The organism is Methanomicrobium sp., from assembly GCF_055145805.1.
Map to the genome: position 1 here is coordinate 1 of NZ_JBSREC010000121.1, position 14,286 is coordinate 14,286.

At 40.2% G+C, this 14,286-nt stretch carries 16 protein-coding genes; all 16 read right to left on the minus strand.

Annotated elements, in window-relative coordinates; all coding sequences use genetic code 11:
- Positions 1-1,107: ABC transporter permease (locus ACTB1O_RS11070; RefSeq protein WP_462995195.1), on the minus strand; the 1,107-nt coding region annotated here is incomplete at its 3' end.
- Positions 1,104-1,781 carry an ABC transporter ATP-binding protein gene (locus tag ACTB1O_RS11075; protein ID WP_462995196.1) on the minus strand — a complete coding sequence of 226 codons (678 nt, stop codon included), beginning with the start codon at positions 1,779-1,781 and terminating at the stop codon, positions 1,104-1,106. The genes ACTB1O_RS11075 and ACTB1O_RS11070, both read right to left, overlap by 4 nt.
- A gap of 35 nt (positions 1,782-1,816) precedes the next feature.
- The gene (locus ACTB1O_RS11080) at positions 1,817-2,965 is read right to left on the minus strand and encodes a COG1361 family protein (protein ID WP_462995197.1); all 1,149 of its coding nucleotides are present in this window, start codon (positions 2,963-2,965) and stop codon (positions 1,817-1,819) included.
- 15 nt (positions 2,966-2,980) lie between these two features.
- Positions 2,981-3,613 (minus strand): YIP1 family protein, encoded by a 633-nt coding sequence (locus ACTB1O_RS11085; RefSeq protein ID WP_462995198.1) that lies wholly within the window; start codon positions 3,611-3,613, stop codon positions 2,981-2,983.
- Positions 3,614-3,801: 188 nt separating this feature from the next.
- Positions 3,802-4,962, minus strand: a complete 1,161-nt coding sequence (locus ACTB1O_RS11090; protein WP_462995199.1) for an ATP-binding response regulator — start codon at positions 4,960-4,962, stop codon at positions 3,802-3,804.
- Positions 4,963-4,965: 3 nt separating this feature from the next.
- Entirely contained in the window at positions 4,966-5,334 is a 369-nt protein-coding gene (locus tag ACTB1O_RS11095) for a response regulator (RefSeq protein ID WP_462995200.1), read from the minus strand.
- Positions 5,331-7,262, minus strand: coding sequence for an ATP-binding response regulator (locus ACTB1O_RS11100; RefSeq protein WP_462995201.1), 1,932 nt, complete (start codon positions 7,260-7,262; stop codon positions 5,331-5,333). The genes ACTB1O_RS11095 and ACTB1O_RS11100 overlap by 4 nt, the downstream gene beginning before the upstream one ends.
- Before the next feature lie 102 nt (positions 7,263-7,364).
- Positions 7,365-7,730, minus strand: a complete 366-nt coding sequence (locus ACTB1O_RS11105) for a DUF2703 domain-containing protein (protein WP_462995202.1) — start codon at positions 7,728-7,730, stop codon at positions 7,365-7,367.
- A gap of 4 nt (positions 7,731-7,734) precedes the next feature.
- Positions 7,735-8,160, minus strand: coding sequence for an arsenate reductase ArsC (locus ACTB1O_RS11110; protein WP_462995203.1), 426 nt, complete (start codon positions 8,158-8,160; stop codon positions 7,735-7,737).
- Positions 8,161-8,220: 60 nt separating this feature from the next.
- The gene (locus tag ACTB1O_RS11115) at positions 8,221-8,625 is read right to left on the minus strand and encodes an arsenate reductase/protein-tyrosine-phosphatase family protein (protein ID WP_462995204.1); all 405 of its coding nucleotides are present in this window, start codon (positions 8,623-8,625) and stop codon (positions 8,221-8,223) included.
- 21 nt (positions 8,626-8,646) lie between these two features.
- On the minus strand, positions 8,647-9,318 hold the full coding sequence (locus ACTB1O_RS11120; protein WP_462995205.1) for a small multi-drug export protein: 672 nt from the start codon (positions 9,316-9,318) through the stop codon (positions 8,647-8,649).
- A gap of 105 nt (positions 9,319-9,423) precedes the next feature.
- The gene (locus ACTB1O_RS11125) at positions 9,424-10,146 is read right to left on the minus strand and encodes a small multi-drug export protein (protein ID WP_462995206.1); all 723 of its coding nucleotides are present in this window, start codon (positions 10,144-10,146) and stop codon (positions 9,424-9,426) included.
- A 15-nt stretch (positions 10,147-10,161) separates the two neighbouring features.
- A complete protein-coding gene (locus tag ACTB1O_RS11130; RefSeq protein ID WP_462995256.1) occupies positions 10,162-11,292 on the minus strand; it encodes a pyridoxal phosphate-dependent aminotransferase in 1,131 nt (376 codons plus the stop codon).
- A gap of 56 nt (positions 11,293-11,348) precedes the next feature.
- Positions 11,349-11,753 (minus strand): 6,7-dimethyl-8-ribityllumazine synthase, encoded by a 405-nt coding sequence (gene ribH / locus ACTB1O_RS11135; RefSeq protein WP_462995207.1) that lies wholly within the window; start codon positions 11,751-11,753, stop codon positions 11,349-11,351.
- 134 nt (positions 11,754-11,887) lie between these two features.
- On the minus strand, positions 11,888-12,736 hold the full coding sequence (gene ablB / locus ACTB1O_RS11140) for a putative beta-lysine N-acetyltransferase (protein ID WP_462995208.1): 849 nt from the start codon (positions 12,734-12,736) through the stop codon (positions 11,888-11,890).
- On the minus strand, positions 12,729-14,039 hold the full coding sequence (gene kamA, locus ACTB1O_RS11145) for a lysine 2,3-aminomutase (RefSeq protein WP_462995209.1): 1,311 nt from the start codon (positions 14,037-14,039) through the stop codon (positions 12,729-12,731). Before kamA ends, ablB begins: the two co-directional genes overlap by 8 nt.
- Positions 14,040-14,286: the final 247 nt, after the last annotated feature.

A 14,286-nucleotide genomic window follows, 5' to 3' on the forward strand; every position in this document is an offset into this window, starting at 1 on the left:
GTGTGCTCTTCCGATCTTTACTATTCCAAAGAGCATTCCGAACGGGATGTAGATTAAGGTTGAGGGTTCGAAGAGATAAGCGGTATCCTGAAGCATTATAAAAATTGCAAGATATCCGCCGACAAAACTGAAGACTGCTCCCAGTGTTGCTCCGAAAAATCCAAGTATTAAGGATTCGTAGATAAACATCTTCAAAACCTCGTTTTTTTGTGTTCCGATACTCCGGATAATTCCAATCTCTTTTATTCTCTCTGTAACAGACATCATCTGGACATTAAATATTGAAACTCCTGCAACAAGGAGAGAGATGCCTCCGATTGCGGTTGTAAACATTGAAATCTTGCCGAATGTATCAAGGATTGTTTCAAGAATAGCCTTCGTGTCGAATGCATCAATGACATCATCACGCTTGTTCATCTTTTTGTCGATTGCATCCATCACATTGTCTATCTCATTGATATCAGCCACTTTTACAATGACCTGATCATAGTCGTCCTGATCATAAGTTGAATGGTAGTATTTGTCGGTTACAATAATTGCATTATCGGGATTGATATCAAAGCCCATTCCTCTTTCTTTTAGTATCCCGACAATCCTGAGGTTATTATCCCCGAGTTTTATCCGGCTTCCCGGCTTTAATTCATACTCCTCTGCCAGTCTGGCACCTGCCATTGCTCCTGAGGAGCTTTTTAGCCACTGTCCCTCCTCAAGTGTGAGAACTATAGGCAGATCTTCAGCATTAAGGCCGTAAACAGATGCAATGCCGTCTTCTCCGCCGACTCTTATCTCTTCTGCCGTGGAATAGAGGGGCACCACCTCGTTTCCGCCTGCCGCACTTTTAATGTCCTTTACCTGTCTCTCTGTAATCTTGTCATTTACAGCCGTTGTTCCCGGCCCCTGTTGTATTCCTCCGTGGGGATAGATTACAATAGAATCGCCCACATCTGATAAGGAATCCGAAACCGACAGAACAAGACTGTTTCCAAGCATTCCCATTGATGCTATTGCAGCAACTCCTATTACAATTCCGATGACGGCAAGTGATGACCTGAGCCAGTGAAGTATGACACTTCTTTTTGCAAATTCAAAAAATATTCTGTTGCTCACTCCACCTCACCATCCTTCAAAACTATCTTCCTGTCGGCGTAATCGGCGATATTCTGGTCATGAGTGACCATAATCACAGTCATTCCCTGGCGGTTGAGTTCTACTAAAAGCTCCATTACCTGCTGTCCTGTTTTTGAATCCAGATTTCCTGTCGGCTCGTCGCACAGGAGTATCTTTGGATTGTTCACCAGAGCTCTTGCAATTGCGACCCTCTGCTGCTGGCCTCCGGAAAGCTCTGACGGTTTATGATGAATCAGGCTGTCGTTTAAGTCAACGCGGTGCAGGAGTTCCTCACATCTCCCTTCGTTGTCTTTATGCCTGTATTTGAGAATATAAGGGTACTCTACGTTTTCCTTTATGTTAAGAAGAGGAATCAGATTGAACTGCTGAAATATAAATCCTATTCTGTCACGCCTGAGATTTGTAAGTTCGTCGTCAGAAAGTTTCTTTATATCAATCCCGTCAATAAAAAGGCTCCCTGATGTAGGGATGTCAAGGGAGCCTATAAGGTTTAACATGGTCGATTTGCCTGAGCCTGAAGGACCCATAATCGCCACAAAATCGCCTGTCATTATATCCAGGGATACTTTTTTTAATGCATTGACATCACCAAAAGGAAGGGAGTATGTCTTGCATACATTCTTTAAACTTATAACGGGTTTATTATCGGTCAAAAAAATCTCACCTCAAAAATAGGATTTTTCAGGAATCACTTTTTCTTCCATGAGTAATATATTGCCCCGCCTGCTACAGCTGCAACAGCGATTATGAGAATTATAACAGTAATTGGGATTCCTTCTGAATTATCACTGTTTTTTGTATTTCCCTGTGAAATAGCGGAATTATCCCTTATTTTAACATCAAATATCTTTGTGTAGTCGTTTCCGTCCTCATCCTTGTATTTTATCACAAGAGGGATTGTTTTTGCATCTTCTGCGGTGAAATCCACATCAAAGCCTGAGAAGTCATCCGGTTCAAGCTCACCAATAACATATATGCGGTTTGGTTCAACCGGTACTGCGGGGCTCTGTGTTGTCACGACAACTGATTTTGCATTTTCAAGTCCTGCATTTGTAACATCTCCGGATACCCTGAAACCGCTTCCGGAAGTTGTCACTTCGATGTTGTTTACAACAGGATTTGCGTTCTTCTTCCCCTCTGTAATTGATACGGGGACTGTTATTTCTGTTTCATGGTGGTTCATTCCGTTTCTGTACTCGGCGATAAATTTTATCTCGCCGTCTGCAACAGGGGTCACTTCAAATTCTGTCTCTGAATTTGCGTTTGTGAGTAATTCTCCGATGAAAACACTGCTCTGTGTAAAGGTTGCAATTTCTGATACAGGTCTGATTACAACTCCGTTTATTGTATTTTCCCTGGTGTTTCCGACAGTAAGCGTTATTGTATCCTTAACATCTTTCTGAAAATCATCCGGTTTTTCGATTACCGAGAGCTCAAGAGGGCTTGATTCCACCTTTACAACAACAGGATAACTGAGACTGCCGCCACTGGAAAAGTCAAGATAAAATCTCGGGTAATAAATTCCGTCGCCCTTTGCCTTAAGAGTGAATGTGAACTCTTTTGTAACATCCGGGCCAATTGCGCCCACAGTTGCATACGCCTGATCATTCTGTAGCAAAAGATCCTTTGTAATGATTGTTGCCCTTCTGATATCGACACTTTCAGTACCGGTATTTTTTACAACCACTTTGACAGTCCCCGTATCCCCCTGCATAAAAACGCCGGGATCAACCTCATATGACAAAACAGAGACCTCTGATGCCGCAGTATTTGTCGTAGCCGATGCTGTTGTCACGATGAGGAACAGGGATATTATTATTAGTAAGATTTTTTTCATTTTTATCAGCCTCTTTTAGATAAATTTCATTGTTGCTAAAAGCAAATACGCAATAATCATTATTCCTACAGCTATTACTGCTTTTTTAAGTTCCATATCTTTGCATTTTAAAATACCGAATAGCCAGATATTTGCACTCCATATGAATAATATAATACTTATTAGTGCTACTGCCTGCATAAGAGGCCCTGAGGACATCATTGCAGTAAGAGTTTCCATGTCAGCCTGAGATGTTATTGGGGTGAGATTAAGCGATGAATAATGGAAGTAGACAAGAAATGATGAAATTATACCTCCAAAAATTTGTGGTATACTGCCATATCCTACAATCTCAAGTGAGCGGGTAAATGATCCATTTCCCTTAAGAACAGATGATAATCCATACAGAATTCCCCCCCAGATTATCCATCCGATGAATGCCATAATAACTCCTGCAATAAATCCTATCGCAGGGAGTATGCCACTCATGAATGCCGCATCCGGTGGAAGTATTGCTGAGGATGCAGATGCTTCTATTGCCGCAGCAATTCCTGAGAAAAGTCCCAGAATCAGGATTATTACAACCGGTGTTTTCAGACTCTCCGGTTTTTTTGAAAGTTTGTCAAAAAAATCACCGGGAGATAATAATATTTCCTTAACCGGAATCATGCACAAATATCTTATTCTGGCTTATATATATTGTGCGGATATTTCCTGTCTCATTATTTTTTTATGGGATTTTTAGGGTTTATGCTGATTAGACCGGAGTCTTTTCATCAGTATCCTGTCTGTAATTATGTGAAAAAATACTTTTTATAGAGGATTTTTTGCGAAAAAAATATGAATATCAGGTTATATCAGATTGATTCCTCGTCACTATTACCAAATTCGAGATGCCTTTTTAAAAATTCACGAATTTTTGCGGATTCTAACCAGCCCCTGTCAAGCTTTGTTATAATGTCGTCAATAATTTTAACCTGATCCAGAATTTCCTGTGATTTCCCTGTGTTATCAATGCTCACAAGTCCTGAAATAATAGCAAGCGGATTTCTTATCTGATCATTTAATGTTGCACTTAAGGTAAGATTCTGCTCAATATCTCTAAGAGCTTCTCTCTCACGTTTTCTGTTCTCTTTTTCTGCAGTTAAATCGCGGGCCAGGGAGACTCCGTAAATTATTCCCTTCATTTCAATAAGGCCGGCCTTTACATAAACCGGGAATAATGATTCATCTTTTTTCTTCATTTTAGTTTCAAAAGAAAACCTGCTTTCAATATTCAGGGCATTTGTATCTGCCGGGTTACTTTTTTTAACAGCTGTAGTGTAGAAATCATCAAGATTCATCTGCAATAATTCTTCACGTGAATATCCGAGTTTTTTGCATGCAGCTTCATTGACTTCCAGAATTTTTCCGGGGGATTTGTCGGGTTTTATTTCATAGAAAAAAACAGCTTCCAGGATGCTGTTATAGAGTGTGTGAAATTTATTTTCACTCTCCTTTAAGGCTATTTGAGATTCAATAAGCTCTCTATTTTTCTTTTCAAGTTCTTCAATCTTTTTTTCAAGCTGGTTAAATACACGTGAGCTGTAGCCCTGCAGATACTGCTCTTTGGATTCGTTTTTGATAGCAGGTTCGCCAGGCACAATGTTATTGGCAGTTAGAAGCATATCGCCAATAATCTCTAAAAATTCATCCGGATCAATTGGTTTTATAATATATCTGTCTGCACCGAGATCCAGTCCGAATTTCTGATCTTCAGGTGAAGTGTACGAGGCGGTATAAAAAATAAATGGAATATTCTTAAATTTTTCATCACTCTTTAATTCACGGCATAGCTGAAAACCATCCATTTTAGGCATTAATATATCTGTAATTATCATATCCACCGGATTTTTTTTGATTATATCCAGTGCCTCACGTCCGTTTGTGGCTGTTATTGCCTCATATCCGCGACTATTTAAGGCAGATTCAAGCAGATATCTGTTCTCCTTTAGATCGTCGACTACAAGTATCTTCATTATTCAGTCTCCTTTAAGGAATTCGGTAATCTGAGAAATTATTTTATCCGGATCAATAGGCTTTTCAATATAACCTGTACATCCAAGAGAAAGCGCCTTTTCACGATCTCCTGTCATTGCATAGGACGTAAGTGCAATAACAGGAATCTCAGACAGATCTTTTATCTCCCTTATCCGGCGTGTTGCTTCAAATCCGTCAATTCCCGGAAGTTGTATGTCCATTAAGATTACATCAGGCTTCTCTGAAACTGCTTTTACAATGCCTTCTTCGCCTGTAGTTGCTTCTGTTATCTCAAAACCGTGTTTGTTAAGAATAAATCTTATCAGATAGAGATTATTTGGGTTATCCTCAATTATCAGAATTTTTGTCATTGTTTTTCACTCCTTACCGGCAGAGTAAGTATGAACTCACTTCCCTCTCCCAAAGTGCTGTTTACCGTAATTCTGCCTCCGAGTGCAGCAGCTATCTTTTGAGAGAGATAGAGTCCGAGACCTGTTCCCTCAGTAAGTCTGCCCTCGGTCGGGATTCTGATAAAAGGATTAAAGAGGTCATTTATTTTATCCTCCGGAATTCCTATGCCTGTATCCCTGACCGAGACAAACAGATTATCCCCTTCTGATCCCGCTTTTATATGAACTGAGCCTTCATCAGTGAACTTTACTGCGTTTCCTATCATGTTTATCAGCACCTGCTTTGTCCGGCGTTCATCTCCATAAACATCTATTTTTTCCGGGATATCTTTGGTTAATACCAAATTCTGCTCTTTTGCTCTCTCTTCAAATGATGAGATTACCTCTTTTAAAACCGGAATCAGATCAAAAGAGGCAAGTGAGAGCTCCATTTTTCCTGCCTCTATTTTACTTATGTCAATTACATCATTGATAAGGCTTAAAAGATGCCTGGAACTGCTCTCAACTATTTTTAGCTGCTTTCTTTGTTCTTCGTTAATATCCCCGCTCCATCCTTTGAGGAGAATTACTGTGAATCCTATGATTGAATTTAGAGGAGTTCTTAGTTCATGGCTCATAGAGGCAATAAACATTGATTTGAGCCTGTCAAGCTCTTTTAAGTGTTCATTTGCCTTTTCAAGCTGACTTGTTCTTTCTATTACTTTATCCTCAAGTTCTGCCTGTGACTTTTTAAGTTCTGATTTTGCCTCTTTTTCAAGTTCTATTGCCTGATTCAGTTTTTTCTCTTCAGCTTTTATCCTCTCTACCATATCTTTAAATGCGGTTGCCAGGATTCCAATCTCATTTATTCCCGTTACCGGAATATCCTGTTCAAGGTCACCTGTATCGGCAATTTTCCTGCTGATCTCTGTAAGACTGGAAAGCGGTCTGATTATCTCACGGTTTAAAACAATTATTGATAAAGCACCCAGGATTATCAGTGTGATTATAAGGTATGTGAGAACGGTAAATATCGCCTCATTTGTCTCCTCATCCACTTCTTCTGAGGGAACTATCAGTCCTATCTTCCAGCCCAGATCATTTGATGTATAATAGATCAGATAGTCGTCTTCAAAGGGCAATACCCCGTTTTCTGTTGACAGAAATTCAGCTTTTTTAGAATTGAGAATATGTCCTATATCAGTAAAAAGGTTTGAAGAATCTTCTTCCGCAAGAATTGTGCCTTTACTGTCAGTAATAATTATATCGCCGCTTCTTCCCGGGTCAAATCCGGTTATAAATGAGGTCATTCCTTCAAGCGTGATATCAGCGCCGACAACTCCGTAAAAAGTGCCATCTTCATCAATAAGGGCTTTTACAACTCCAATATTTACATCCGGAGTTGTGACCGAGCGGTAGGCCTCTGTTATAATCACCGAGTCAGGATTTTCTTTTGCAAGAATATACCAGGGCCGGGTTCGCGGGTCATATTCAGTGTTATTTGCGCGGGGGTGCGATCTGACAAATGCTCCGTTTTCCCTGCCCATATATACCGAATTAACATAGGGATGGGTTATCTCGTAATTATACAGTATGTCAGTTATTGCCTGTTCTTCCTCTGTATTTCCCGGTTTGAAAGTTTCTTCTGTTACATTCAGGTAATTTGTAAAATACTGATCATTGCGGTTTTTTACCGCATCCTGCATGGATAATTCAAGAATATGATTTTTTGCGGACTCTATGAAACTTAACAGGGAATAATCCAGGAGGTTTAGCTGCTCTTTTGAGTTTTCTGTGACAGTATCAAGACTCTGCTGGTTAAGGGTTACGGGAAGAATAATTCCGACAAGGAACATTACAAGGACTGCAATGCAGAGAAAAATTATAATGACCCTTGTCTGAAGTTTCATATTTTTGAATTGTCTTTTTGCTATATATCAGTTTGTGGCCAGATTATATTGCCTTTTTAAAAAGAGAGAAAATCCGGATTCAGGGATTATTATTAGTATTTTTTAGAGTTCTGCTGCCGCTTTTTTGATTGCAAGCCTCAATACAGACTCAGGAATTTCTTTATAGATTCTCAGGCATCTGCTGTCTGAATCAGAGTTGCACCCTTTGCATGAAAATCCACAGTATTTTGCCGGGTTGGGAAGAGGGACAAGTTCCTCAAGGGTTTTTTCGTTGATAATTATCACGGGACTGCGTTCGTCCTTTGAATCTGTATCCTTCTCCTCAAAGGATATTTCAATGCCGTCCTTTGACATCATCTGTTTTATATCTGAAATAACGTCCTTTACATTCCGCATTGTATCAGGACACATAAGTGGCGGGGATATAGGATCAAATTTTTTAATGAGCCGGATTTTTATTTCCTGCATAAAACTACCTGTTTTTTTTACTGAAAGTTTCATCAGTCCACAGTGAAATTTCTTCCAGGACTCCTCTGAAACCTTTGAGGATTTCATCCTTTGAACCTGAGAATTCAGAAGGATCGGCAAACATTTTTCTGATAAACTGTCTGTTTTTTGGTATTTTCGGACATTTATCCCCGCAGTCGCATGTAAGGATAACTGTATCAAATTTTTTGTCTGCGAAGAGACTCAGATGCTTTGGTTTTTTATCTGAGATATCAATTCCAATCTCTTTTAAGACTTCTGTTGTATTAGGGTTTAATTCTCCTGAGGGATTCATTCCTGCACTGAATGCCTCATAACTGTCACCATAGCGGGAGTTTAAAAGTGCCTCTCCCATCTGGGATCTCCCTGCGTTATGGTTGCAGATAAAAAGAACCTGCTTTTTTTCTGTCATATCAAAATCTCAACTGATGTATTCTGCAGTTATAATATTGGATTTGATCCTTCATAATATTCATTGGAAATAATTTAGAATCCAGTCTCTAAGCTCGTCTCTGAGCGCCGCAAAACCTTTGAGAGGGTCATGAAATCCTGAAGGCATATCTACCTGATGAAGAAGAATCTTTTTTGCTTCAGGAAGATAACGGGCATTTTTGTATGCGTTTTCGCAGAGGAAAACCACATAATCATATTTTTTATCAGAGCATTTACCCAGTGGGAGTGGCATTTTTTTTGATATGTCGTACCCTGCCTCCTTCATGACAAAAATCGCTCTTCTGTCAGTCTCAAGGGGATGAATGCCTGCGCTGGAGACGTCATATAAATCTCCCATCTCTGCTTTTAAGATACCCTCCGCCATAGGAGACCTTGCTGAATTGTAGGAGCATACAAAAAGAACTGACTTCTTTGGATGTGTCATTTGTCACTCAGAAAAATAAGTTTAGAAATGCCTCTTTGGAGACTTTTCCCTTAGTTTTTTCTTATTTCTGTTCCATAGGAAGTATCCCGCCGCAAGAATTACAATCAATAATATTATCGCTGCAATTCCGTATCTGATATCAATTAAAAAGAGCTCTCTTATGTATTCCGAGCCGAGTGCAATTGCATAACACCCTGTAAGCGAACCGATAATGACTGCAATAAGCACCTTTATTCCGGGTATACCTATCATTTTTCCGACAATCGGCGTTGAAACCCCCCCTGTGCCCTGCATCGGAATCATTACAAATATTGCAAGGCCTATTGCGGAAAATCTTTCAATCCAGCGGTGTTTATTGAAAAATTCTTCTCCATGCTCCATGAAGGACTTCATCCACCGATCACCGAGAATCGGGATCTTTAATGCCAGATCAAAATTTAAGATCATAAACAGGGTTGATATGATATCCATCATCGCAACCGATGTTCCTATAAGCCACCAGGGCATCCCTAAGGATACACCTATCGGAATTACCGACTCTTTTCCGGCAGGAGGAATAAAGTAGATAGCCAGAAGTCCTAAAAGGGCAATAAAAACTTCATATGGGAGGAATATGAAGAGAATGAGGAGATATGCTCCGAGGACAATAAACGGAAAAATAAGATAAAATATAATTTTACCCGTTTTTGTCATATTATCAGTAAAACTGCGCAGATCTCCGGTCATTTAGTTTATAAAGATGGTCTCTGTTTATAGATAAAAACAATCATTAGAAGGAGATTTAAAAAGACTGTCTTATTATTTTTTTAAAAAATTAATCTTCTGTTTAAAGCCGCTTCTGAGTTTTTTATCATATTTGTCCTTTATTATATAGATAATTGCAATGAGCAGCATTAGGGCTGAAAGGACAACTGCGGCAACAACCGGGTCAAATCTGAAGAGTTCAAGAACATATTCCACACCAAGTGCGATGGAAAAAGAGCCGATAAAAGCACCGAGTGCTACCGATAAAATGACCTTCAGCTTTGGTATTCCCATCATACGGCCGACAACAGAGCCCCCTATTCCGCCTGATCCCTGAAATGGCACAATCACAAAGATAACAAGTCCTATTACGGAGAGTTTCTCCATCCATCTGTGTGATTCAAAAAAGCTTTCCCCACTCTCCATAATTCCTTTCATCCACCGGCCAAGCAAAGGAATTTTCAGTGCGAGATCAAAATTCAGTGCCATAAATATCGCACCGGTTATGTCCATTACCATCGTTGACGCTGCAATAATCCACCATGGTATTCCAAGAGCTATCCCAAGGGGGATGATACTCTCCTTTCCGGCAGGAGGTATCAGATTTAAGACCATTAAGCCCATGAGCTTTTCAAAACTATCAAACGGGATTAAGAAAAAAATAAAGAAAAAACAGATTCCTGCGAATAAAAAAGGGGCAGAGAGATTTATAATCACCTTTTGAAGAGAGGAAAATCCGGATATATCTTTTTCTGAATTATCCCCCCCCGAATTCATAACTGTCTCCTGTTATTAAAGTCCGTCAATCCGTCGGACTGCTTCTTTTAAGGTGTCCAGGCCTGCTGCATAGGATATTCTTATCCACCCGGGAGCATTGAATGCAGAACCGGGTGTTGTTGCAACAAGACCTTTTTCAAGCCACTCACTGCATATCTTCATATCGTCACCTTCAACCTTAACAAATGCGTAGAATGCTCCGTCAGCGGGAGCTGTTCTATAACCCAGTTTGTTTAACGCACCTGTTAAGTATCTGCGGCGGCGGTCAAATTCCAGTCTCATATCCTCAACACAGGACTGATCACCGGTAAGTGCCGCAACTCCTCCCCACATTGCAAACGATGCCGGATGGCTTATTGTATGCTGCTGAACCTTTGTCATCGCCTTTGTTATATCCGGTGGTGCATGTGCATATCCGAGTCTCCATCCTGTCATCGCATAGGCCTTTGAAAATCCGTTTACTGTTATTGTTCTCTCATGCATATCCCCAATTGATGCAATCGAGATATGCTCCTTATCATAGATGAGCTTCTCATAAATTTCGTCTGAGAGTGCGATTATATTGTTATCCTCACAGACATCCTTTAGAAGATTAATCGAATTTTTGTTAAGAACAGAGCCTGTCGGATTTGAAGGCGTGTTGAAGATGAGCATCTTCGTATTTTTGTTTACCTTCTCCAGAAGGGTGTCATCGGCCTGAAAGTCCTTTTCATTCAGGGAATGATGAACCGGCGTTCCGCCTGCCATCAGAACTGTCGGTTCGTAGCTTACCCATGACGGACTGAGGATTATTACCTCGTCGCCGGGATTTAAGCATGCCTCCATCGCTTCTGAGATGTTGTTTTTTGCACCGCATGCAACAACAATTCCGGACGGGTCTGCAGGAATCCGGTTTTCTTTGTTCAGCTTTTCAGATATCGCTTCACGAAGTTCTAAAAGTCCCTGACTTGCCTCATAGTGGGTTTTACCGTTTTTTAAAGCCTCTATGCAGGCCTCTGTTATGTGCGCAGGGGTGTCAAAGTCAGGTTCACCTATTGATAAGGATATTATATCCTTACCTTCGGATTTCATCTTCCTGGCCTTATCTGAAATCTCAATTGTGGCAGACGGAGGTATCTGTGAAATTTTTTCAGAGAGTCTTCTCATATTAAGCACGCATCAAATTTTATTTAACGCAGGTTTCATTAAAAACCCGGTCTTTATTATAATCTCTGAACCAGTTTAATTGCCGACTCGACTGCACGTTTTGCGTAGTCGATTCTCTCTGATGCTTCAAGACGGGTCATTCCCGGCCCTGAGATTCCGAGTGTTACAGGCTTGTCAAACTCAAGCGAGAGATCGATAATCTTTCTTGATGCGTGGGAAACGACAACCTCATCGTGATGTGTTGCACCCTCAATAACACAGCCGATTGTAATAACAGCGTCAATGTTGTCGTCTTTTAGGAGTTTTTTGATTGCAAGGGGCATGTCATATGCACCCGGGACGTAGATCTTTTCAACTACTTCTGCGCCGAGGAATTTAGCGTGTTCCTCTCCTTCAATCTCCATCATGTATGTCAGATCGCGGTTAAATTCCGCAACAACGAATCCTAATTTTATTGCCATAATATTCTCCTGTATTCAGTTTTGTTCTTTTAATAGTATTATCTTTCTCATCCTGAATTTTTGGGAGTGAATTTTAAAAGTCGGGGTAATTATCTTAAAAAACCGCTTATGTTAAAAAAAATCTTAAATCCGGATTACAATTTTTTGTACCACAGATTCATCGATTCAAAAGAGCCGCAGATATTGGTATTGTTGATAAGAGTCCCTGCGTATCTGTAATTTTTTCGAAAGAAAAGTTTGTTTACAGGCAAAAAAGCACCTCTTGCAATCGTATAGGTTGTAATAAATCCCCTTTTTCTCATGCTATCTTCCATTTTATCAAGAAGAATGCCTGCGAGTCCGAATCCTCTGTAATCCTCGTGTGATGCAAAATCCGTCATCTCAACACTCAGGGAGTTTATATCTGTCTCTGAAGAGGATGCTGCTATGAGTTTTTCATCCTTCCAGACTCCGAAATAGACAATTCCCTCATCCATTGTTTTCACTATATATGCCGGGTCACTGACCGGAAACGGATAGCTTTCAAAGACCTCTGAAAAAAGATTTGAAAGAGCTTCTGCGTCTGAATAATTCGCCTCTCTTAAATTGTAATCTTTTAGTAAATCAAAGGATTTTTTGTTTTGAGAATGGTCTGCTTCTTTTGGGGTCTGTTCTCTCAGCGTATTTTCAGTTATAATGACGTCTTCGGTTATCTTTCGTTTTTCATCGTAATATCCGGAGAGAAAAGACCCGTCGGATTCACCTCTGTACATTCCCGGAATTAATCCTTCCTCTATATATCCGCAGGCTAAAAATTCATCCTTAAACTGTGACGGCACTTTTGCAAATGATTTGGAATAACCCTTCTTCTCAGAAAGTCTGTCGATTTCGGATACAATTTTTGGATAATCCTCAACTGCCATCTTCATCAGGTACACCCTGTCATTGTGTGTGCCGTGCTGAATGTATGAATTCAAAATTTTACAGACTTTATCACTACTCATCCCTTCTCTCCATTCTCTCATTATCTTCGGGATGAAGTGATATTCTGTCATCATGATCAGAAAGAAGCATCTCAATTCCGATAGACTTTATCTCACTTGCATCGTCAAGTTTTAACTGAAGATTGCATTCCTCGCATTTCCTGTCGCAATAGATCTGATTGTAAGTGTCAGGCTCTTTATAGGTGCAGATAACTCCCTCATAATTTCTTAAGACCACTTTGTTTGTCGACCATGACATGAGATAGTTGGGCATAAGAGGAATCTTCCCTCCGCCTCCGGGCGCATCAATTACATATGTCGGGACTGCAAGACCTGATGTGTGGCCTCTCAGACTCTCAATTATTTCAATTCCCTTTCCGATTGGTGTTCTGAAATGTGAGAGTCCTTCGGTGAGATCACACTGATACATGTAATAAGGTCTGACCCTGTTCATCAGAAGTTTCTGGAAGAGTGATTTCATAATTCTCGGACAGTCATTTACTCCTGCGAGAAGAACAGTCTGGTTTCCGAGAGGAATTCCTCCGTCTGCAAGTTTTCGGAGAGCTTCTGACGATGAATTTGTAATCTCCCTCGGGTGGTTGAAATGGGTGTTGAGCCAGACCGGATTATACTGTTTTATAACATCGACAAGCTCGTCATCGATTCTGTACGGAAGCACCACAGGCAGTCTGCTTCCTATGCGTATAATTTCAACATGGGGTATATCTGAGAGTTCAGAGAGAATCCAGTCCAGATAATTATTATCAAGAAGAAGAGGGTCGCCTCCTGAGAGCAGAACATCCCTAATCTGCGGGTTATTGCTGATATAATCAAGACCCTTTTTTATCTCATTTCTGTCCGGTATGTACTCAGAGTCCCCCACCTTTCTTTTTCTGGTGCAGTGCCTGCAGTACATGGCACAGACATTGCTTACCAGAAAAAGAACCCTGTCAGGATATCTGTGTGTAATTCCGGGGACAGGACTGTCCTCATCCTCCGCAAGCGGATCACTCATGTCATCCTTTTCGATTTCAAGTTCATACTTTGAAGGAAAGGACTGCATGAAGATTGGATCATTCTCATAATCCTCGGTCTCGATAAGGGAGAGATAATAGGGCGTAATTGCCATAGGGAATTTTTTGAGGGTAGATTCAAGCTCCTCTTTTTTTTCTTCGGAAAATGTAATTCCTGTAAGTCTTTCAAATGTCGGAATGTCACGTATGGTGTTTTCTAACTGCCATTCCCAGTCTCTCCATTTTGAAAGTGTGCTCGATGTGTCAATTCTGTCTGCAATTTGTTTCTGGGTTTTTGAATATGATTTCATATGTTTCATCTTGAGGGATAAAATGCCCAAGGATATATTCCGGTTTCAAACAGTGATGGAGACGAATCCTTCACATGTTTGAACAGATATCACAAAGTGATTTTCAGATTAAATCCCCAGTCAGGCTGAAATATTTTATCCTTTGGGTATTTTTTATATCAGCAGTTCATCTGCGATTATCTGGTGTTTTTTTGGTATCGCAATCAGGTTTATTAAAAAAAGTCGCTATAAAATACGTTTTTTAAAA

Bases quoted from the DNA above. Each gene is read 5' to 3' on its own strand.
- ACTB1O_RS11095 (WP_462995200.1), bottom strand. From the start codon at position 5,334: ATGACAAAAATTCTGATAATTGAGGATAACCCAAATAATCTCTATCTG.
- ACTB1O_RS11115 (WP_462995204.1), bottom strand. From the start codon at position 8,625: ATGACACATCCAAAGAAGTCAGTTCTTTTTGTATGCTCCTACAATTCA.
- kamA (WP_462995209.1), bottom strand. From the start codon at position 14,039: ATGAAATCATATTCAAAAACCCAGAAACAAATTGCAGACAGAATTGAC.
- ACTB1O_RS11090 (WP_462995199.1), bottom strand. From the start codon at position 4,962: ATGAAGATACTTGTAGTCGACGATCTAAAGGAGAACAGATATCTGCTT.
- ablB (WP_462995208.1), bottom strand. From the start codon at position 12,736: ATGAGTAGTGATAAAGTCTGTAAAATTTTGAATTCATACATTCAGCAC.
- ribH (WP_462995207.1), bottom strand. From the start codon at position 11,753: ATGGCAATAAAATTAGGATTCGTTGTTGCGGAATTTAACCGCGATCTG.
- ACTB1O_RS11100 (WP_462995201.1), bottom strand. From the start codon at position 7,262: ATGAAACTTCAGACAAGGGTCATTATAATTTTTCTCTGCATTGCAGTC.
- ACTB1O_RS11110 (WP_462995203.1), bottom strand. From the start codon at position 8,160: ATGACAGAAAAAAAGCAGGTTCTTTTTATCTGCAACCATAACGCAGGG.
- ACTB1O_RS11085 (WP_462995198.1), bottom strand. From the start codon at position 3,613: ATGATTCCGGTTAAGGAAATATTATTATCTCCCGGTGATTTTTTTGAC.
- ACTB1O_RS11080 (WP_462995197.1), bottom strand. From the start codon at position 2,965: ATGAAAAAAATCTTACTAATAATAATATCCCTGTTCCTCATCGTGACA.
- ACTB1O_RS11130 (WP_462995256.1), bottom strand. From the start codon at position 11,292: ATGAGAAGACTCTCTGAAAAAATTTCACAGATACCTCCGTCTGCCACA.
- ACTB1O_RS11125 (WP_462995206.1), bottom strand. From the start codon at position 10,146: ATGAATTCGGGGGGGGATAATTCAGAAAAAGATATATCCGGATTTTCC.
- ACTB1O_RS11105 (WP_462995202.1), bottom strand. From the start codon at position 7,730: ATGCAGGAAATAAAAATCCGGCTCATTAAAAAATTTGATCCTATATCC.
- ACTB1O_RS11120 (WP_462995205.1), bottom strand. From the start codon at position 9,318: ATGACAAAAACGGGTAAAATTATATTTTATCTTATTTTTCCGTTTATT.